The following is a 19562-nucleotide window of genomic DNA, read 5'->3' on the forward strand; positions in this document are numbered from 1 at the left end:
TAAAATTATCCATATGAATAATGACGCCCAACAACATATAAACCAAATCACCAAAAAAGCCAAAATTAGATATTTAGACATTAGCAATAGAGACCTTTCCGGTAATGCTGATTTAAGTGAATTTACCACCCTCCAAAGTTTAAATTCTTATAATAATAAGTTTGAAAACTTGGACTTTTTAAACTCTCTCGCCAACAAATCCCAGTTAAAAAAACTTAATTTTTGGCAACCAAATTAAAGAAATAGATTTTGCTTGATTACTGTCTACTTTTCCTAATTTAGAAGCCATAAATGTTGAAAATAACCCAGTAAAAACCAAGAATCTAAATAATCTCACTAGCGAACAGTTTGCTAAACTAGTCCAAGGAATTAAAGACAAAAAGTTCCGTGTAGTTTCTTGGCAAGGCACAGTTTTAATGGATTTACTGGAATATGCCAAGAATTTAGTTAATCGCGGACACACTAGCCATAACGCTCACTTGGCACAATTACAAGAGATAGTGAACCAAGAAAGACCATAGAGAGCAGAAGTTAGAGAAGTGGCGGCAAATAATAGCCAAAGCAACGACAAATTTCTTAATAGCAGCACTTATTTACTAATTGGCGGTTTGGTATTGTTTTGTTTAGCAGTCTTAGCAATTGGTTACTGATTAGGTAAAAGGAAAAACAAATATTTTGAAAAAGATTAAACAATGCTCTTCCTGAATTAAGAAGAGGCAACCGCCAATTAAAAAAATAGTTGAGATAGAAAAACAAATTAGGGAATTGGAACAAGGAAAAAAAAGCAAGAACCAAAAAAGGAAAATATTGTTTTATTGTCTATAAAAATAACTATTATGACACATAATTTTGAAGAATTTAGAAATTGACTTTTGGCTAAAATAGCAGAAAGTGAAGAAAATAAAAACCAAGCAGGAAGATACGAAGAATGATTACAAGTTTTAGAGAACGAAGATAACTGAAAAAAAGCTTGTTTAGGAAAAGCAAGAGAAAATCCACAAAAACCTTTAATTGGTTCCGGAATAGAGAAATTTATTTTTGAATGAATAAAAGAACAAGACCGGAAGACTATTAATTTATTAGCAGAGAAATTAGGAGAAATCCAAGCCCAAGGAGAAAATGTTGATAATTTAACTACTCAAATCCAAGAATTACAACAAAAACTTAACCAACAACAACAAAGCGAAGAAGTTTTTAGAAATAATATTGAAGATTTAACAAATCAACTAGACACTGCCAGGCAAGAATTTCAAGAAAAAATAGATAGACAAAAACAGGAATTGCAAAGTCAAATCAACCAATTAAATCAACAGAATATTTATCAACAAAATCAGCAGACTATTACTAATCTTAATAGTTCCCTAACTATTGCTAATAATACTAACGGTCAATTGCAAACAGAGAATCAATCTCTCCAAACTCAATTAGAGCAAACTAAAAAAGATAAAGAGAAAGTAGAGAAAGAACTAGTAGACTTAAAACAGGAGCACCAAGAATTACAAAACCAAGTCCAAGCCCTAATGGCAGAAATAAGTACTGGTTCGCAGCAAATGGCTTTTATACAGCAGAGGGAATAAACAATCAGCAGCAAGAGCAAAAAACTCACTAATCATAAAATAATTAAGGTTTCCAATAAATAGCCTTTATTTTTAACCAAAAAACCATTATGTAAAAACGCTAAAAAGGTTAACGCCCTTCCAATTAAAAGTGAATTGCTAACGCAGTGATTTGGTGAGTATTCTTTAAAATAATTCTTTTTCTTGGGTTGTTTGCCACTAAAAGGAAAATAGCGGCTGTTTAATAATTGAACTAGTTTCATAATTAATTCATGAGTGATGCCATGTTCTAAATGTTTATCACAGTGAGAACTAATGCAGAAATATTTAATTAAGTGGTCATTGACCATAATTTTTTGGTCTTCTAGCGGATAAAGAAAATAGGTAATTACTTCTTTTTTGGCTTTTTTGGGGCGATGTTTCTTTGCTCGTCATGGAATATAATGTTTTTTAAAGCAACAAAGCCTTTCTGCTTTAAATCAACCCCCTACTCTTATACTTTCTTCACCTCCCCTTATATTTACCTAACAATAACTGCTGAAATTCCCCATTTTCCCGCAAGCATTTATTACAAATCAACTTTTCCTCACCAACTTTATCAGTTCAAAAGCGTATTTGGTTGCGGTTTTTAACTCCTTTATCTTTTTGCTTACCAACTATCACTCCTTCACAAAAACTACACCAAGCAAAATAATTCTTGCTCGCGGTTTTCTTACTTCTCTGATAACTCAGCCCACTCTTAATTACTTGGTCGGTGATTTTCTTTTGCTGTTTTTTAGTCAAACGCTTCTTTTTCCAACCGCACCACAAGCAATTCACCGGCAATTGCTCATAAGCCGCCTTTCCCGGCTTATTCTCTAAACGATAAATCAAACACTTATGACACCGGGGACACAGCCACAAGTTAACTTCTCTATGTGCTAACTCACAGTTCTGTTTACAATAATAGCATAAGTTCAGTTTCGTTGGTCAGCCGCGTTCTTGCCAAAGTTTTTGATAACGAGGGGTTTCTGGGGGTTTTAGGTTCCAAAGTGAACTCACTGGCACCAATCTAATTTCTGGTGAACTGCATCACTGACAAGTAGGAGTTTTGAAATGTTTCTTTCCTACTCTTTTTAAAGGAGATTTATTTATCTCTTTTGAATTAAAAATACTCCTCTCTAACAAATTATCACCTTTGCTTTTCATAGAGATATTTTTAATATCTGTCCGTCTATTGTCTCATTTAAAAAAAAGTAGCAAAAAAAATTTTCCTTCAAAAACCCTATTTTGCCCCATTTAATAAGGAAAATTAAAGGATTTTCCCTATTTAATACTTAAAACCTGTGCTTTGGATACAAAAAAGCACAGGCAAAAAAAGGAAAAAACAGCATCACTTATTAAAAATTTTAAGCCTCAATCATTATTATTTTTTTTTTATTAAGCCCGGAGGGCTTTTTGGACTGTGAAACAGTCCAAGTTATATAAAAATTAAGGCTGAATGTGCGGCGAAAATAGGAGAAAAAGAGTGAAAAACGCAACTTTTTTGTAATATTTACGCCGAATTGGAAGCCCCGAAGGGAATTGACGACCGAAGGGAGTCAACCCGAGGGGCGACAACGGCGGGTTTGAGGAGGGGGAAGGGGGGGAAGTGTTTTATGTATGGTAAGATTAGAGAATTAAACAAGAATAGAGCCTATAAAATTGTTCTGAAAGCTATAAATAAGATTTAAAATTCCTAGCGTTAAACATAAAATTAATATATGAGAATAGCAAGAATAGAACCAAGACATACATTTAGCATTTACTTACCAACTTCCTTATACCAGAAGTTAATAAATAAGGCAGGGAAAGGCAAAATCAGCACCTTTATTAAACAAGTATTGGAGGAAAAACTAATAACAGAGGAGCAAAACCAAAAGGAAAATTTGCGAAAACAACTAATTAAAGACTACCAAGCCCAAGCTAAAAACAAAAGGCTTCAAAGAGAATTAAAGGCTATGGAAAGAACCCAATTTGAGGATTCAAATGACAAATAAGCAGTTAAAAAGAGAAGTTAAAAACAAAACTCCAAAAAGAGGCGAAATACCAAGTATTCCCCGCCGAGGGGAAATCTGATTAATAAAGTGTGATAAAATTAAGGAGTTCTCCAAAGATTACCGTCCTGGTTTAGTAATCAGTAGTGATATTCAAAATGAGTATGACAATTTTGTAGTTGTTGCTATGATGACTACGGATGATTTAGAAAATGTTCGTTTGTTCGAAGTCTTTATCAAAAATACTCCGGAAACTGGTTTAGACGAACCTAGTAAAATAGTTCTTAATCACCCTTTTACTGTTTTTCGAGAATTAAGGTTAGAAAAGTATTTAGGAGTAGCCAGCAGAGAAACAATGGAAAAGGTAAAAGTGGCTTGGAAAGTTGCTTTTGATAGTGAGGAATGATAATTACAAAAAATTAAGGGTTTGCCTCATTAATATTGAAAAAATAGCAGATTTACAAGGAAATTTAGCAGTATTTTCACTTTTAAAAGCCTTAAAAATTACTCATTTTTTAAATATTTAGGGAAAAAGAGCAGGAAAAGGGCTAAATTTCATTATTTTCACTCAAAAATGGGAAGAAACAAGGATTTTTTGTAATATTTTTCACTGAAATTGAGAGGAAATGGGACTTGCGGGCAAAATTTTCTTTGGTTCTTTCTTTTAGACTAACAAAAACTTTTATATGAAACTAAACCAAAGAGAAACAACTAAACCAAAAAGAATAAGTGATAAACAAATGAGAGAATTGTTGTTAAGTTTAAAAAAAGAAGCAGAAAACACTCCTGACGAAGAAGGAAGTTTTAGTGTTGAAGTAATTTGTAGCGGCAAAGATATCGCTAAAAGTAGCACAACATTCAAACCAAAAAAATAAAATGGAGACTTATTTTGAACATCTAATTAATGCCACTTATCAAGCTTACCAGGACATTTTAATTAAAAAACACGGCAACATTTATCCTCTACGCTCCGCAGTAGTCAAGTTTGGTGGATTTCAACTAAGTTACAACTGACACGGCAGAACTAGACTAGGAAAAGAAGAGATAGGAAACTTAACCATTTACACCAAAGAAATCCATTTAAACATTCTATTTGCTTACTGTTTAGCCGGATTAAAAAGTGATATTCCTAACTTTACCGACCATTTTGGCTTTCGCAAACTAATCAACACTATCGCCCATGAATTAGCTCACTGTCTTATGGCTAATTATAAACTAAATTTCGGTCAAAAACACGACGAAAGACACCAAGAGCTAACCCAAGATATTGAAGCTTTTCTGTGAACTCTCTATGAAGTAAAAGAGTTAGAAAGATTACAGGGATTGAAATAAGTGAAGTTATCAAACCAAAAGAAGATTTTGGAGTTTATTTTCCCTTTTTGTTCCTATTTTGTTGATTTGGTTATTAAAAATCTTTTTTTTCTGAATCCCTTTCAAAAAATTCAAATTACCTTCAATTAATTCTTCTAAACTTCTTACCTCATCGGCTTAAACTTAACCAAATTACTTAAATCGCTATCTTTAATATATAAAGCAGTAGTACTAATTCTAGTATGTCCCAAAACCTTCTGCAATACCGGTAAAGGCATACCATTTAAAGCATTATAAGTAGCAAAACATCTTCTTAAAGTATGGGGTTCAGATTCAATATTCTCAGCAATATTTAATTCTTTTCTAACCTTTCTCAAAAATTTAAAAAAACCAAACCGAGTAGCTGTGTTGGGTTTTCAATTTCTCTTTCTTAATTCCTTAATAATTTCTGGTGAAATATAAATCCATCTTTCTTTGCTTCTTTTGCCCCGCAATAAATACAACCCTCTATATTCAGGATTCTGGTGTTCCATATTTAAATCAAATCTCACTGCTTCAGTTATTCGTAAACNATTGTTGTTAAGTTTAAAAAAAGAAGCAGAAAACACTCCTGACGAAGAAGGAAGTTTTAGTGTTGAAGTAATTTGTAGCGGCAAAGATATCGCTAAAAGTAGCACAACATTCAAACCAAAAAAATAAAATGGAGACTTATTTTGAACATCTAATTAATGCCACTTATCAAGCTTACCAGGACATTTTAATTAAAAAACACGGCAACATTTATCCTCTACGCTCCGCAGTAGTCAAGTTTGGTGGATTTCAACTAAGTTACAACTGACACGGCAGAACTAGACTAGGAAAAGAAGAGATAGGAAACTTAACCATTTACACCAAAGAAATCCATTTAAACATTCTATTTGCTTACTGTTTAGCCGGATTAAAAAGTGATATTCCTAACTTTACCGACCATTTTGGCTTTCGCAAACTAATCAACACTATCGCCCATGAATTAGCTCACTGTCTTATGGCTAATTATAAACTAAATTTCGGTCAANGTAGTTTTACTAATTGTTGGTGACTATATTTCTTTTGGCAATATTGTCATAGATAAGCCGTTAATTCACTATGAGGAGAAGAATGGCCTCAATAAATGTCTAAATTATGTAAGACAGCATGAGTAATTTCATGACAAAGCAAATAACTTAAATCTCCTTGGAGAAGTGGTTGACAATAGGTAGGATTAAGAGTAATTCAGCTTTCATTAGTTAAGGCTCAAGTTATACCAGCAAATTCTTTTGGCACTCGTTGAAGTAACTCCGCAAATTCTTGTTTTTGATGCAGGTCATTAAGGTTTAAACGAAGAGACTGAGCAATTTGCTTATTATTAGAGATTTCAGTGAACAATTTTTCGCTGTAAAATCCCTTGAAAACTACTTGCTTATAAGGAATAATGTTGAGATAATGACAACCAATTTGATAACAATCTTGGATAAGGTCAAAGAGAGACAATTGGTTTGGGGAGTTCATAGGTAGATTTTAAGTATTTTTGGCGAAATTCACTTAAAAATGGTGAAAAGAGGAGGTTTTGCATTATTAAAGAGCAGAGCGAGGTGACTGGATTATTTTTTTTTGGTTCTTTTTTTTAAATTAACAAAAACTCTTATATGAAACTAAACCAAAAAGAAACTCCTAAACCAAAGAGAATAAGTGATAAACGAATGCGAGAATTATTGTTGAGCTTAAAAGAAAGAGCTGATAAAGAACCCGAAGAAAAAGGCAGTTTTAGCATTGAAGTAATTTGTAGCGGCAAAGATATCGCTAAAAGTAGCACAACATTCAAACCAAAAAAATAAAATGGAGACTTATTTTGAACATCTAATTAATGCCACTTATCAAGCTTACCAGGACATTTTAATTAAAAAACACGGCAACATTTATCCTCTACGCTCCGCAGTAGTCAAGTTTGGTGGATTTCAACTAAGTTACAACTGACACGGCAGAACTAGACTAGGAAAAGAAGAGATAGGAAACTTAACCATTTACACCAAAGAAATCCATTTAAACATTCTATTTGCTTACTGTTTAGCCGGATTAAAAAGTGATATTCCTAACTTTACCGACCATTTTGGCTTTCGCAAACTAATCAACACTATCGCCCATGAATTAGCTCACTGTCTTATGGCTAATTATAAACTAAATTTCGGTCAAGAACATGGCACCGAACACCAAGAATTAACCCAAGATATTGAGGCTTTTCTGTGAACCCTCTATGAAGTAAAAGAGCTGGAAAGATTACAGAACTGAAAAGAATTGGTAAAAGGGTTGGGATAGATTAAAAATAATAAAATTTAATTACTTATTTAATTAATTGACCGGCGAAAGTTGGGGAGAAACGGGTGGAAAGGAGCTGAAACGGGCTAGATTTCAATATTTTGGGGAAGAAAGGAAAAAAGGGAGGATTTTGGTTAGAAAAGGGGGGAAATGTGGGGAAACTCTACTTTTTTTTTTGGGGTTAATTGTTGAGGTTGAAGGGTGGATTGGTAGGCTGGAGGATTTGGGACTGGTACTGTTCATCCACTTTTTCCCTTTCTACATAATTCCTTGGAAAAACTCCTTCTTCAATAGAACCGTTGCTACCAAATTTTCGTCCCAACCATCAAACATCATCACTGTCATCGATAACAAAAATTATATCGCCAGCTTTAAAATCTAATTCAGTTTCTTCTTTTGCAGAAAAAGAATACTTTGCATAGTATGCACCAGTTGCACCAATTTCCTTACGTGAACCCTGATTCATCAATGAACCCTGATTTTGTAATTCTTTAATTGATATATTCCCGCTCTCTGCCGCCACTGCTAATGCAAGACCTCTGTGAAAAACTAAGCCTGAATCCTCTTGAAATTGAACAATGCTTTTTTTAGAAAAATGTTGAGAATTACTATTATATCGATCAAGTATTTCAGTTTCTTTTTCTAATTGTTGAAGATATTCTTTTCTTAATTGCCCAACATTATTACAAGGATAACTGCGCCTCTTTACTTTGTCTACCATTAATTGTTTAACATCTCTTAATCAAGCACAAAAACCAGCATCAATTTGGGGACTAAAATCATCTCCCAAAGCAATAGATCATTTTTGAGTTTGTTGGTAATCAAATCCCTGACTCAGTCATTTTACTATTAATTCTTTGTTATTGAATTCTTTATTAATCTCTGTTCAATTATTGTCACCAGCCACACTATTGAGGAAAATATCTCCTCCTAGTTCTTTACTTATTGCTTGATAGTTATTAAAAATATGTTTCAATACTTTTTGACGAATGGTTTTTTCCTTTTCCTCAATTTCTTTTCGGAGTTTAGCTTTTCTATCTTGGAGCTGAGCAATTATTTCATTGATTCCAATAATTCCAGTGCCGACATTATCTTCCTCGCTTACATCATCTTTTTCTTCTTTTCTGCTTCTTTTACAACAGTTAGTTACTTCGATAATTGACTTTAAAAATTGGCTTGATTTTGAAGAATTTTTTTTGCTAACTTGATCTTCCAAAACTTGAACACTAATTGGATTGTCTTCTTCAGATTTTAATTTGTCTAATTCTTTTTGCAATTCTTCTTTTTTTTTGAGATATTGAAAGTAATCATCAGCAATGTCATTACTCAATTGAATTAGTTTTCCTGGCTTATAAAGAGTTTTTTGGCAATTTTTGTTTAGGTGTTCTAAGAGAATTTCTCTAGACTTGTTCCTTCTGCTTTTGCTTTCACTTATTAACTCTTCTCTTTCTATTCTTTCTTCTTTATCTTCATCATCAGGAGAAGTAATATTGGTAGATGGATTATCCACGTAAATAATTCTTTCTTGGCAAGATTCAACTATCTTGGTCAAATTAGTAGCTGCAAGTTTTTTTTTTGATTGCTCAATCTCTTTAAGTAACCTTTGATACTGCTCGCTATCTGAAGATAGACTTTCCATTTCTTTTTCCTTAGCAGCAATGTTTTTTCTTAATTCGTCTTCTTTATCTTTAGCTTCTTTTATCATTGAATCAATATCTTTTTGATTTTCTTTTTCATCCCTGAATTCAGGGAAACGAGTACGAACTATAGTAGTATGGTTGGTGATGTCTTGATCAAAAATAATAGTTCTTAATAAATCATAAGTAGCCATTTCGTATTGGTCAAATCGACCATCGAAGACAAAAAAAACTTGACCTATTCCATTCCTCGCCAAATAAACTGCTTCAGCAATAATGTCTAATACTTCATTGTCCGACATTTTAGTATCTCCAATACCCGGAGTATCTATTATTGAATAGTTAATTCCATTATCTTTATCTTCAAATTGTTCGAATTGAACTTTTTTAGTTTCACTTATACTACCCGAACTTTCCTTAAATTTATTAGTATTAGTAATCACATTAGCTAGGGTTGATTTTCCCCTTCCTGATCTTCCAATAAGAAGTATTGTTTTAGAGTCTGCCATGTTTTTTACTTTTTATTGAAAGGTCAAATGTTGGGGTTTTTCACTTCTATTCATGCCGATAAAGGTCCAAAACTTGCTTCTAACCCAACATTTACTTCCTCAGCAATTTTATTTTTGTTTTCTTTTATTTCACCTTGTAATTTGGTTTTTTCTGAAGAATTATCAGTTTGCACTAACTCTTGCTCTTTTTTTTCTATTTGATTCATGCACTTAGCAACCTGGTCATGAATACTGTCTCATTCTTTTAATTTATAAATTTCTTGACAGTTCTCGGCTAGATGATTAAGCACTCTTTCTTTTGACTTTGCTCTCTTTTTCTCATCTCCACTTGTTTGTGTCGACGGATTGTCCACATAAATTATATCTTTACAAGAATTAACTATCTCAGTAACCTCTCTTCCTTGAGTAAGCAAAGCATCTTTATCTTTTTGACATTCTTGCTGGGTTCTAAAATTCTCAAAATGAGTCCGTACTAAAGTAGTAAATCCAATAATTTTAGTTTCTGCAATTAAATTCTTAAATAAATTAAAAGCTGCTCTGTGTTCAGGAGAGAATCGACCTTTGAAAACAAACAAGATTTGATTTATTCCTTCTTTAGAAGAGTGAATTCCTTTTCCTATTTCAAATAAAACATCTTTATCAGAAATATTGTTAGTATCACCAAAACCAATATTATCAATTATTCGGTATCTTTTACCTTGTCATTCAAAAATATCACTTTTCTGAAAGTTTTTAGTTACACTAGTGCTAGAACTTCCCTCTTTGAAATGGTTAGCGACAGATGTGTCAGACAAAGTATTAGCCAAAGCCGATTTACCATTGCCAGTTATGCCAATTATTAAGATATTTCGGGTATCACCATCTTTGGCTTTAGTTATTTGAGGACCACTTTTTACTTTTGAATCATCTTTCACTAATTTACCTTTTTCTTCATTGTAATAAAGATTAGATTTTATTTTCTCTGACGTAAGTTCTAGACAATTATTTACATTAACTACTTCTAATTTAGGACAAGTACTTAAATCTAATTTTCTAATATTATTGTTAGAGCAATCAATGTTTTTGAGATTAGAACAGCCGTTGACATTCAAACTAGTGAGTTCATTACTGCGACAATCTAATTCTGCAAGACTTTTACATTCACTTAAATCTAATTCAATTAATTGATGAGAGGAAATTATTAAAGTCCGCAAATTAGTGAATCCCTCTAATTTTAAAGAACCGACTAGGTTTTTTTCATTTAAATATCATCCGACTTTTCCTTTTCTGATATCCAATTCAGTGATTTCTGCCCTTCTTTTGCCTTTATTCTCAGAGTCATTACCTCTTTTACAATTTCCATTCATTAGATACTTTTTATCCAATCATTCCTGAGCATTTACATTTACCATTTATGTTTAGTCCTCCGCTTTTTTTATTTTAAGGTTTGATTTCTTATTTATTACTATTTTTATCATAATAGTTTCTTTTTACACTTTTTTAATTTTTTAGGTTAATTTTCTTGTTTCACACTCGTGAATATTATAGGTTCAATAATTATATGTTTAGATTAACAATGTAAAGTCTTTCTTGATAAATAAGTATAAAAGATATCGGCTTTTTCTTTTTCACTGACCCAATTAATAATTCCACCGTGATGGATTTTGATTAAGCAATTATCGCAAATATATTGGTTCTTAAAAGTTTCTTTACTGGTTCAATAACCCCAATTATTTTTTAAAGAATATTGTTTTTTAGGCAGAATATATTTAATGGCAAATTGTTCCGCACAGAGAAAACAAAAAACAGTTAGGTCGGGTTGAGTGTATTTTCACCGCCGAGAATGGTTTTTAGTTGGTGAATGATTTTCGGGATGTTGAAACATTTTTGCTCTGAATAATTGGCTAGTTTGATTAATGTTTTTGGTCAAAATGTATAAGTAAATTTTAACTTGATTTTGGCTAATAATTCAGCAAAGAAACTCAATTATTAGTTAAGAATTTAGGAAGTTTTGGCTCCCTTTTTTCCTAAATCTTAAACCATTTACCAGTTTTTACTCCGTGCCAAATTCAATAAGCAAATAAAGCTATTGCTATGGCGAGCAGAGAATAAAGAAATCACTTTTTCGCTTTTTGGTTATCTTTTTTTAATCAATAAATAAAAGCCACAGACCCCACAAATAAACCAAAAAGCGAATAAATAAATAGGGATTATTAAAATTCAGGGTCAATCTTGCGGCCAGCGGTGAAAGTCGGTCAACACATTTTCTAAATATGATTAATTTGGGGCTGGTTAAGACTAGTAATTTTTACTTCCAAAGAAACTGGTAATTTCCCCAAGTAATTCACTAAATCATTCAAACTAAAAATGGCAATTTTTCCTAACAAAATATCATAAGTTTTAGTCAAAGGAGCATTTAACATTTTAGCCAAATTTTCCACGGGCAAATTATTCTCTTGCTGGTAAACTAAAATCGCTTGACAAATTTTATATTTAAACTTCTCCTCTACCGAAGCATGAGACGATAAAGCCTGATTTTTGTAACGATAATTGGGATTACTGGTTTTTTCCCTAATTGCTTTTAATTCTGCTTCGGTAGGAAAAGCATAATTTTCTTGATTTTTCATAGTTATTTAATTTTTACCTTAATAACAATTGACTATTCCAATATAATTTGGGTTTTCTTTCTTTCAGCACCAAACTAGACAATAATATTTGCCTTTATGGAGCATATTCTCAATCGTGAAATATTGTCAAGTACTCAGTGTTTTTGGTGGGTCAGGCAAGAAAAAACCATTATTTAATTGCTGAACTGATTCCCAAATCAATTTATCATTAACATAATTACCATGTTTTTTCTCAAAATGCGGGTCGATGATTAAGCGTGATAACTTTTTGCTGTTAATAGTTATTTCAAGGGGGTAAATTCGCCGACCTTCGGGTGTAGTAGTAATTAAAGGCGGTAAGGGCATTTAATATTTTTTTACACCGAAAATGCCATTTTTACCTAAATTTAAACTAATTAAAAGTAATTTAGCATAAACTTATTAACTACCTCCGAAAAGACGAAACAAGCGACTTCCAATACCCAAACCTTCTCATCTATTTTTTCAATAAGACGAATTTTTAACTTCTTCTTGAACCTTGGCTTCAAGTTCGGCTATTTGTTCCTGTTTAACTTTTAATTCTTTCTCCTTAATCCTATTTTCTTTTGCGACCTTCCGTAACTCTTCTAATTCCTTTTGTAAAAGCTCCCTTTCTTCAAGATAAGCATTGACTTTTTCATTCAACTTGGCTAAACTTTCTGGTCTATAACCTGCATCAACTTGTAACAAATGACTAAGTAACTTTTTTCTAGATTCTCGACAAGTTTCCCGCATTTTTTTATTAATTTCATCGTCATCATCATCTAAGGATGGATTATTAACATAAACAATTCCATTACACAACTCAACCATTTTTTTTATTTTTTCATTATTTTCAACCAATTCTTTTCTATCAGTCTCGCACTTTTTCTTATCCCGAAAACCCTTGAAATCTGTTCACACAATGGTTGTATACTTACTAATACCTTCACCAAAAATATCCTTAAGTGAATTATATATCTCTACATCTTCGTTATTAAGTCTTCCTTTTACGACAAAAAAAACTTGATAAAAACCAGTGTCAGCAAACTTACTTAATTCAGCCAATTTATTTAATATTACTTTCTCATCAAATCGATTATCACCCATGCCTGGCGTATCAATTATTTGATAGTCAATTTCTCATAACTCTCCTAATTTTACTGTAAATTGTTCACTTTGGATATCAATTGTTTTGCTACGACTACCATCACTTCCTTTAAAAACCTCTTCAAAATTGTCATTTTTATTCACCAAAACATTACCTAAAGTAGATTTACCATTACCTGTCTTTCCTACTAATAATATATTTTTAACTGTCATAATATTATATATTTTACACCAAAAAAGTTTTTTTTATAATTTTGGAATTGATTTATCAACCATAATTATAATTTTTTTTTATTCTATCATTGATGAAATGCGTGAGCGTAAAGAGAGATAAATTTAGAGTGAATTTTAGGGAAATATAACAGGTTTTTTTAAGTTAATAAAGAAGTTTTTCTTTCGTAAAAAAGAGGGTTTATTAAGTAAACAACACGAGAACTAGCAGGAACACACTTTCTTAAACCTCCTTGCTAAAATTCATCAAATTTGCCTGCTGAACCTGAGCTTTAATTTGAATCTTCTGCTTATAAATTTCAAGTTCTTGGGAAAATCTATCACTTTTTTCCTTTTCTAAAAGTTTGTTTAACACTTGAACTTTGGCATTTGGGCGATAATTATTTAAACAACGAAAATTTTCTACCCTTTTAGGTAAATATTCTAATCCTCTATCAACATCCGTATTAGAAATGTCGCATCATTCCAATTGCTCCATATCCTTTAAGAATTCCAAAGAACCAGCAAAATGATTATAAATTCCCTGCTTAATTCTCCATTCAATATTATTTCCTACTCATAACTTTTTTAAATTCTTTAAATGACTTAAAAAAGATAAGTCTTGTTCAGAGAAATTATTGTTATCAATATTTAATTCTTCTAATTTACTATTCTGACTTAAATCTAAATTAGTTAATAAATTACTGTAAACTCAAAGATTTTTCAATTGCGGGCAACCTTTAATATCTATTTTGATAAGTTTATTTCTCACGCCATTAATTTCCCCTAAATGCGGACAATTAACAATCTCTAAACTAGTAATTTCGTTATCAGATAATTCTAACTCTTTTAGATTAGTAAATCCTTTTAGTTGTAAGTGATTTTCTAACTTTTTCTTACTAATATCCAGTTTAGTAATATATTCTCTATTTAGTAAAGGATAATTATCCCCTAATCATTTTTGGGCTTGTGTCATAATTTAGTCCTTTTTTTGTCATCATGGAAGCTGCCAAAATTGCTGCCGCTGAGTATTTGCTTGTTGAGATTGATTTCAAAATTGTCGATACTCATCAAAAGAATAATATTTCGGTCTGCTATCAATACGAACATGGAGATAAGAAACTCCTAATCCACTTGTTGATAACCAACGAGGAGCCCCATTCGCATTAAGCAAACTTTCTTTCATTTTCTCTCCGACTTTTTGCCAAAAATGCTCTTTCTGTTCAAGAGAAGCATTATTGTTAAACTCTTTTAAATTTTTATAATCATTTATTGGTATTGGAACTATTAATGTATCGCCACTTAAACTAGGAAAACTAACCACATGATTGTCTTGACTTCGATTAAAATGCTCGACAAAACTAGAATAATCACAAGTAATATTATCTAATACCTCTGCCTTCACTACCACAAACTCAAACTCTCTGTTGGTAGTGTCCTCTGAAACCGGAACACATTCTCAAAAATAAGCAGTTGACCGTGATGAAAGTTCTGTCGGCACTTGTCTTAATTGGCTATCAAATTCTTTTATAAATTCTTTATCTTTATTGCTTAACAATTGAATAAATTCTGCATAAGTTAACTTGTTATTGTCTGACTTCGCAAACCGATATTTAATTATGTCTCTGCTTACTCTGTTTTTAATTATTGTATACACCATTATTTATTTTCCCCCCTTTTCATTTTTCCTTTAAGAATTCAATAAGCCAAAGCACCTATTAAAACCACTCCAGAAGTAATTCCTATTGTTATTCCGAAAGTATTATTTGACTTTGGTTCATTTTCTTTTAGAGAGAGATTTGTATCCTTTGTTTGAATTCGCTGATGCTGATCAAGTTGATTAATAAGTTGCTTGATTTGTTGTTGTTGTTGTTGTTGTTGAAAAATTCTTGACCGTTGTGGTTTATTATTTTTAAATTTATCCAAACAGTCAATCAATTTTTGAGTAACGACCGCAAACTCCTCTTTGGAGGATTGCGAGTTGCCTAAAATTTCCTGAGCTTCCTTTGCTACTTCGTCAGCCCTTTCTCTTAAAGAAATATCTTCAACTACCACCCGTAAAAGTTCTCTCGCTTCGATTTTTTCTCCTATTAATGCTTCTTTATTATTTATTACTGATGACTTTATCTCTTCTAATTCAGCAATTATTATTTTTTCTTTTTTATCATCCGAAATTTCTCCGCAAGTTTCTTTTAAGAACTGATATCGCTAATATCTATAACGCTTTCCAAAGAGCCAAAGATAACCAAGAATGAGATTTACCTGAATTCCTCCAAGAATTAGAGTGAAATAAAGCTGAATACACCTTGTTTCCTTTACGAGTAAGTGGTAATCACTGAGGATTATTTATTTTACAAAACTTAACTTTTGAAGAAGACTGTGCTAATTATTTAGTGTGATATACTTCTTCTGGGTGAGGAGTAGAAAGTGAAGTAGAACAAATTAAGCCTTTCATTAGCCAAATTACTGAACTAGAAAATAATATCCAAATTCTCCAAGGAGATAAACAGCAAGACGGCTATAACTGTGGGGTTTATTTAGTTTTCTATATCCAAGAATTGCTTGAAACTGGCAAACTAGAATTAAAGAGAAAATACAAAACTAATGATTGCCAAAACTTTCGCTGAGAATGAAAACAAAAAATCGGGGGTGAAAAATGATGTAAATGGGATTAAAACTGCCTCTAAACTAGGCTTATTTATTAAAATCTATATATGAACAGATTAAGCATGATTAGAACTAACCAAGAATTCTTGCAGCAACTAAGAACCAAAATTAGAAATCAAGAAATTAGCGAAAAAGAAGTAATTTCACTTTTGGGAGAAAAGAAAACAAACTCTCTCAAACAAACTAACAAATGTCGCACTTGTGGTCGAATTCTCATTCCCCAAGAACCAAAAACAAACAAAAAAACCAATCGACAGACAACTTGAAACCAAGAATTTGCCAAATTACCTAAATCAGAGCAAAAAAGAATCAAAGAGTTTGACAAAATAACCCAAGCTTTTGACAAAGCAAGAATTAAACACTAAAATGTTTTTAGATAAAAAAAATAACTTAGCAAGCAATTGCCCTGACTGTAAAGCCAAATTTACTCCTAATAAAGGTGCGGCTTGCCCTGTTTCTTGCCCTGCTAAAAAGTTAGAAGTTAAGCACCAAAAGTTAGTAGCAAAGATGCTAATTTACTGCCTTCCGAAGCAAAAAGTAAGTTACGAATGTCCGGCAAACTTATCCGCTAAAACTTTACTGAGCAATGGCTGAGGTTGAACGGATGAGATTCAGAAAATAGTCTATATTCCCTGGTATACTTTGCGAAATAAAGCCGAATTCTTTGACACCATTGCCCATGAAGCGGCTCATATCAAAGCTCACCAGAAGAAGTTTACTTTAGGTCAAAGGAGCATTCTGAAAAAATTTACTCGTTTGCGAGAAAGAGAAAGTCAGGCTTTGCTTAATAAAGATTTTTCCCGTTATCTGGAATTTAATCGGGAAAGATGAGACTATTACCAAAAAAATCAACGGTTAATTAAAAAGTATTTAGCCTGAGAAGGACATGATTACAGTCCTTGATATCAAGAATATTGCCAACTTTTTAAGAAACTAATTAATTCTTCTTATTCTCAATATGCTTATGGTAATAAAAAGCCTCGTTCTCATGGCTTTGATAAGTATGGGAAAGGTAAATATAGACCAAAGATTAAAATAAACTAGTTATTATATGTCACGCATTCTCAGCAAATCTATGAAAAGAAAAAGCAAAAAAGGAGTTAGTTGAGCCCAATCAGGTCGCAACCAAAAACTAATTTCCCAAGCTAAATCTTTGGAAAAAGAGTTAGCAGAATTGTGTTAACCATTTTCTTTCTAAATGGTCTGTTGATAGGATATTTCTTAATTGCTTTTTTAAATAATTTACCTGCCCTTTTATTTACTTTGTAATTAACCATTCACTAAAAATATTACTATATTTTCCCTTTTGCCCTTTTACCCTTTAATCTTCCTCTAAACCAACTAATCTATGAATAAAATCTTAATAATTGCTATTCTTTTAATCCTAATAGTCTATTATTTCAGTCAAAAACAAGAACACCCAAAAACTATTCCTAAAAGCCTTCAACCTGCCCTTAAATCTACTCAAACTCAAACTAATTTAAGTGATAAACAAATTTCCCTCTTAACCAACCAATGAAACCAAGTTGCCCTCTGAGCCCAAGAGCAAGGAATAGATACTAATAAGTCTTGAAACTTAACTATGCTTAAAAACAAGCTAGAAAGCCAGTTAAAGCCTACCCAAAAGCCTACTAATGATAAAGAAACACAAACTGATAACCTGCCCTCTAACCAAGACCAATCAGCCCTAGAAACAACGCTTAATAACCTAATAGCCTCCATGCAAAAACTAAACCAAGAAATCAAATAATATGAACTTAAAAGATAAATTACAACAATTAGCCACTGAATGAAGCACACTCCAAACCAAAATTAAAACCAAACTAGCCACCAATACCCAAACTATCACTGAAACTAACCAAAAGTTAGCTGAAAGCAATCGTAAATTAGAACTCCAAATGAAAGAAAACTCCGAAAATGAGAAGATATTAGAGAAACTTATTAAAGAATTCCAAGAATTAGGGAGGAGTTTATAAAAACTATGACCATAGAAAAACCATTCTCTCTCAGGGAGTTAGTTAGGAAACTGAAATCTTTTCGTGATTCAGGAGATATTACAATATTATTAGCCTCACTAACCTGGGATGAAGAAAAACAAGCAAGTTTAATAACTAACCGAGGAATTTCTTCAACAACAGTCAAATTTGAAGTAAGTTTGCTTAGTTGTTATTTGCTTGTTTATGAAAATAATTCGTCTCTCTGTAAAAGCAAAATAGTCTTTTCCAGTGATGCTGCTGACCAATTTTCAGTATCAACAGCCATGAAAGACAATAGTGAATGAGGTGGTTCTCGGAGTGGTTTATCTTGAAAATGAACCATTAATGCTAACAATCAAATTGATTTAACTAAATTAATTAAGGTTTTAGAGGCGGGAATAACTGCTGAAATTAATACCTTACCAGAATTTAAAGATTTACAGAATAATTGTCAAGGGTTAAATCAAAAAGTTATTTCAGTGAAAGGGAAGTTAGGGGAATGAGCAAGAATGATTGAAAGGAGACATGGATAATGAGTGGTTGGATGATGATTGGAATTATTATGGGTTTAGGAGTAAATATTGAAAGGAAGAATAAATAAATGGTAAACTATCCCCAATCTCGAGGAGGAAGAAACCTTGGTTCAGGTGGTGGCAGTCGAGTCGGAGCAATAAGCTATGATTCTAGTGCTATTAAAAACTCTTTCTTGATAAAAACTAAATCCCGCCGAGCTCAAAATGATTCACGCGATACAGGTTATTTTTCTGGTGGTCGTTGCGGATGAGGAGCAGGACACAACTTTGATGAAGATGTTCAGAAATTAGTCGGCGTTTTCAATAAAGTAGCTGATATGAGTAATGCTATTGCCAGTTTAAAGGAATGTAGTAGCTCTGAGCAGTTTCTTACTCATAAAAATTCTTTACTAGCCAAAGCTAATCAAGCACTAACAGAAATGAATATCGGAGCCATTGAATCTAATGTGGGATATTCTGGTGGACTTTGCATTATTTGAGAAGACTATACTTCTAGTTTCTTAACTCCTTATATCACTTCTTTTACTAATGACTTAAATAGCCAAATAGGTGAAATAAATGGGCTTAATTATGAAGCTTTAGTAGAATTAGAGAAATTACAATTAGAACAGCAACAGATCAAGAATGAAATAGAAGAAACTTATCGTAAACACGAAGCAGAAACTGACCCAAATAAAAAAGCTGAATTGTATCAGCACATGATGAACCTTAAGAAAGAGTTTGATGAAGTGGGACAAAAAATCACTGCTAATCCTTGAAATAAAGCCAATAATTACGATTATAGCAATAGTATTAACCAACTTATAGCCATGTTAGAGGGTAAAGCTAACCCTAATTCTTCGCCTCCTCCCAACAAGACGCCTAATCCCAATGTTCCTAACCAAACTCCTACTGGTCCAGGAAGAAGTTCTAATTTTCCGCCAAATTATCCCGGAGGAAAAAACAACCCTTTCCAACCTAATCAACCTTCCCAAAACCAATCTCAACTAGACCAACAAACCATGATTATTTTCGCTGTTGTAGCATTAGCAATTATTTTCCTTCTCATGAACCAAAAAGACAGCCCTTCCAGACCTAGCCACTATGATGATTATTACTAAAAAT

At 32.3% G+C, this 19562-nt stretch carries 30 protein-coding genes; 19 read left to right on the forward strand and 11 right to left on the reverse strand.

Going from position 1 to position 19562, the window contains the following annotated elements; translation table 4 throughout:
* Positions 1–13 precede the first annotated feature (13 nt).
* The 3 genes from GvMRE_RS09785 (at position 14) to GvMRE_RS09790 (ending at position 1577) form a co-directional block, all read left to right on the forward strand.
* Positions 14–238: a hypothetical protein gene (locus GvMRE_RS09785; protein WP_147410978.1), complete on the forward strand. Its 225-nt coding sequence runs from the start codon at positions 14–16 to the stop codon at positions 236–238.
* A gap of 301 nt (positions 239–539) precedes the next feature.
* The gene (locus tag GvMRE_RS13860; RefSeq protein ID WP_172575356.1) at positions 540–689 is read left to right on the forward strand and encodes an EGFR-like transmembrane domain-containing protein; all 150 of its coding nucleotides are present in this window, start codon (positions 540–542) and stop codon (positions 687–689) included.
* A gap of 147 nt (positions 690–836) precedes the next feature.
* Positions 837–1577, forward strand: coding sequence for a hypothetical protein (locus GvMRE_RS09790; RefSeq protein ID WP_147410979.1), 741 nt, complete (start codon positions 837–839; stop codon positions 1575–1577).
* Positions 1578–2030: 453 nt separating this feature from the next.
* Here GvMRE_RS09790 and GvMRE_RS09795 read toward each other — a convergent pair whose 3' ends face one another.
* Positions 2031–2744, reverse strand: coding sequence for a hypothetical protein (locus GvMRE_RS09795; RefSeq protein WP_147410787.1), 714 nt, complete (start codon positions 2742–2744; stop codon positions 2031–2033).
* A gap of 137 nt (positions 2745–2881) precedes the next feature.
* Here GvMRE_RS09795 and GvMRE_RS09800 point away from each other — a divergent pair, with 137 nt between their 5' ends.
* The 5 genes from GvMRE_RS09800 to GvMRE_RS09820 all read left to right on the forward strand — a co-directional run bounded on the left by GvMRE_RS09800 (position 2882) and on the right by GvMRE_RS09820 (position 4903).
* Positions 2882–3268 carry a hypothetical protein gene (locus tag GvMRE_RS09800; RefSeq protein WP_147411011.1) on the forward strand — a complete coding sequence of 129 codons (387 nt, stop codon included), beginning with the start codon at positions 2882–2884 and terminating at the stop codon, positions 3266–3268.
* A gap of 30 nt (positions 3269–3298) precedes the next feature.
* On the forward strand, positions 3299–3574 hold the full coding sequence (locus tag GvMRE_RS09805; RefSeq protein ID WP_147411012.1) for a hypothetical protein: 276 nt from the start codon (positions 3299–3301) through the stop codon (positions 3572–3574).
* Entirely contained in the window at positions 3564–3980 is a 417-nt protein-coding gene (locus GvMRE_RS09810) for a type II toxin-antitoxin system PemK/MazF family toxin (RefSeq protein WP_147411013.1), read from the forward strand. Before GvMRE_RS09805 ends, GvMRE_RS09810 begins: the two co-directional genes overlap by 11 nt.
* Before the next feature lie 277 nt (positions 3981–4257).
* On the forward strand, positions 4258–4446 hold the full coding sequence (locus GvMRE_RS09815) for a hypothetical protein (RefSeq protein ID WP_147410983.1): 189 nt from the start codon (positions 4258–4260) through the stop codon (positions 4444–4446).
* Position 4447: 1 nt separating this feature from the next.
* Positions 4448–4903: a hypothetical protein gene (locus tag GvMRE_RS09820; RefSeq protein ID WP_147410984.1), complete on the forward strand. Its 456-nt coding sequence runs from the start codon at positions 4448–4450 to the stop codon at positions 4901–4903.
* Between the two features lie 143 nt (positions 4904–5046).
* On the opposite strand, the gene GvMRE_RS09825 is transcribed toward GvMRE_RS09820, so the two are convergent.
* Positions 5047–5415 (reverse strand): tyrosine-type recombinase/integrase, encoded by a 369-nt coding sequence (locus GvMRE_RS09825; RefSeq protein ID WP_147411014.1) that lies wholly within the window; start codon positions 5413–5415, stop codon positions 5047–5049.
* A 43-nt stretch (positions 5416–5458) separates the two neighbouring features.
* Between GvMRE_RS09825 and GvMRE_RS14415 the strand changes: the two genes are divergently transcribed.
* The 3 genes from GvMRE_RS14415 (at position 5459) to GvMRE_RS09845 (ending at position 7213) form a co-directional block, all read left to right on the forward strand.
* Entirely contained in the window at positions 5459–5581 is a 123-nt protein-coding gene (locus GvMRE_RS14415; protein WP_281267972.1) for a hypothetical protein, read from the forward strand.
* A 965-nt stretch (positions 5582–6546) separates the two neighbouring features.
* Positions 6547–6735 carry a hypothetical protein gene (locus GvMRE_RS09840; RefSeq protein WP_147411017.1) on the forward strand — a complete coding sequence of 63 codons (189 nt, stop codon included), beginning with the start codon at positions 6547–6549 and terminating at the stop codon, positions 6733–6735.
* A 1-nt stretch (position 6736) separates the two neighbouring features.
* Positions 6737–7213: a hypothetical protein gene (locus tag GvMRE_RS09845; protein WP_147411018.1), complete on the forward strand. Its 477-nt coding sequence runs from the start codon at positions 6737–6739 to the stop codon at positions 7211–7213.
* A 181-nt stretch (positions 7214–7394) separates the two neighbouring features.
* Here GvMRE_RS09845 and GvMRE_RS09850 read toward each other — a convergent pair whose 3' ends face one another.
* The 9 genes from GvMRE_RS09850 to GvMRE_RS09890 form a co-directional block, all read right to left on the reverse strand.
* On the reverse strand, positions 7395–9359 hold the full coding sequence (locus GvMRE_RS09850) for an SH3 domain-containing protein (RefSeq protein WP_147411019.1): 1965 nt from the start codon (positions 9357–9359) through the stop codon (positions 7395–7397).
* 5 nt (positions 9360–9364) lie between these two features.
* Positions 9365–10705 carry a GTPase gene (locus GvMRE_RS09855; RefSeq protein WP_147411020.1) on the reverse strand — a complete coding sequence of 447 codons (1341 nt, stop codon included), beginning with the start codon at positions 10703–10705 and terminating at the stop codon, positions 9365–9367.
* Between the two features lie 203 nt (positions 10706–10908).
* Positions 10909–11268, reverse strand: coding sequence for a hypothetical protein (locus GvMRE_RS09860; RefSeq protein ID WP_147411021.1), 360 nt, complete (start codon positions 11266–11268; stop codon positions 10909–10911).
* A gap of 337 nt (positions 11269–11605) precedes the next feature.
* Positions 11606–11965: a helix-turn-helix domain-containing protein gene (locus GvMRE_RS09865; protein ID WP_147411022.1), complete on the reverse strand. Its 360-nt coding sequence runs from the start codon at positions 11963–11965 to the stop codon at positions 11606–11608.
* 18 nt (positions 11966–11983) lie between these two features.
* Positions 11984–12310: a hypothetical protein gene (locus GvMRE_RS09870; RefSeq protein ID WP_147411023.1), complete on the reverse strand. Its 327-nt coding sequence runs from the start codon at positions 12308–12310 to the stop codon at positions 11984–11986.
* A gap of 75 nt (positions 12311–12385) precedes the next feature.
* Positions 12386–13285, reverse strand: a complete 900-nt coding sequence (locus GvMRE_RS09875; protein ID WP_147411024.1) for a GTPase — start codon at positions 13283–13285, stop codon at positions 12386–12388.
* Between the two features lie 241 nt (positions 13286–13526).
* Entirely contained in the window at positions 13527–14258 is a 732-nt protein-coding gene (locus tag GvMRE_RS09880; RefSeq protein ID WP_147411025.1) for a leucine-rich repeat domain-containing protein, read from the reverse strand.
* Between the two features lie 3 nt (positions 14259–14261).
* On the reverse strand, positions 14262–14942 hold the full coding sequence (locus GvMRE_RS09885; protein WP_147411026.1) for a DUF6940 family protein: 681 nt from the start codon (positions 14940–14942) through the stop codon (positions 14262–14264).
* Positions 14942–15337 carry a hypothetical protein gene (locus tag GvMRE_RS09890; protein ID WP_147411027.1) on the reverse strand — a complete coding sequence of 132 codons (396 nt, stop codon included), beginning with the start codon at positions 15335–15337 and terminating at the stop codon, positions 14942–14944. Before GvMRE_RS09890 ends, GvMRE_RS09885 begins: the two co-directional genes overlap by 1 nt.
* Positions 15338–15399: 62 nt before the next feature.
* On the opposite strand from GvMRE_RS09890, the gene GvMRE_RS09895 reads away from it, so the two are divergent.
* The 8 genes from GvMRE_RS09895 to GvMRE_RS09925 all read left to right on the forward strand — a co-directional run bounded on the left by GvMRE_RS09895 (position 15400) and on the right by GvMRE_RS09925 (position 19558).
* Positions 15400–15957, forward strand: coding sequence for a hypothetical protein (locus GvMRE_RS09895; protein WP_147411028.1), 558 nt, complete (start codon positions 15400–15402; stop codon positions 15955–15957).
* Between the two features lie 39 nt (positions 15958–15996).
* Positions 15997–16314, forward strand: coding sequence for a hypothetical protein (locus GvMRE_RS09900; protein ID WP_147411029.1), 318 nt, complete (start codon positions 15997–15999; stop codon positions 16312–16314).
* Entirely contained in the window at positions 16289–16993 is a 705-nt protein-coding gene (locus GvMRE_RS09905) for a hypothetical protein (RefSeq protein ID WP_147411030.1), read from the forward strand. The genes GvMRE_RS09900 and GvMRE_RS09905 overlap by 26 nt, the downstream gene beginning before the upstream one ends.
* A gap of 7 nt (positions 16994–17000) precedes the next feature.
* Positions 17001–17132 carry a hypothetical protein gene (locus GvMRE_RS14420; RefSeq protein ID WP_281267973.1) on the forward strand — a complete coding sequence of 44 codons (132 nt, stop codon included), beginning with the start codon at positions 17001–17003 and terminating at the stop codon, positions 17130–17132.
* Between the two features lie 165 nt (positions 17133–17297).
* Positions 17298–17699 carry a hypothetical protein gene (locus GvMRE_RS09910; RefSeq protein WP_147409916.1) on the forward strand — a complete coding sequence of 134 codons (402 nt, stop codon included), beginning with the start codon at positions 17298–17300 and terminating at the stop codon, positions 17697–17699.
* Between the two features lies 1 nt (position 17700).
* On the forward strand, positions 17701–17925 hold the full coding sequence (locus tag GvMRE_RS09915; RefSeq protein ID WP_147409917.1) for a hypothetical protein: 225 nt from the start codon (positions 17701–17703) through the stop codon (positions 17923–17925).
* A gap of 5 nt (positions 17926–17930) precedes the next feature.
* The gene (locus tag GvMRE_RS09920; protein ID WP_147409918.1) at positions 17931–18458 is read left to right on the forward strand and encodes a hypothetical protein; all 528 of its coding nucleotides are present in this window, start codon (positions 17931–17933) and stop codon (positions 18456–18458) included.
* Positions 18459–18526: 68 nt separating this feature from the next.
* Positions 18527–19558: a THO complex subunit 7 family protein gene (locus GvMRE_RS09925; RefSeq protein ID WP_147411031.1), complete on the forward strand. Its 1032-nt coding sequence runs from the start codon at positions 18527–18529 to the stop codon at positions 19556–19558.
* Positions 19559–19562 lie beyond the last annotated feature (4 nt).

It is taken from the genome of endosymbiont GvMRE of Glomus versiforme (assembly GCF_003546845.1).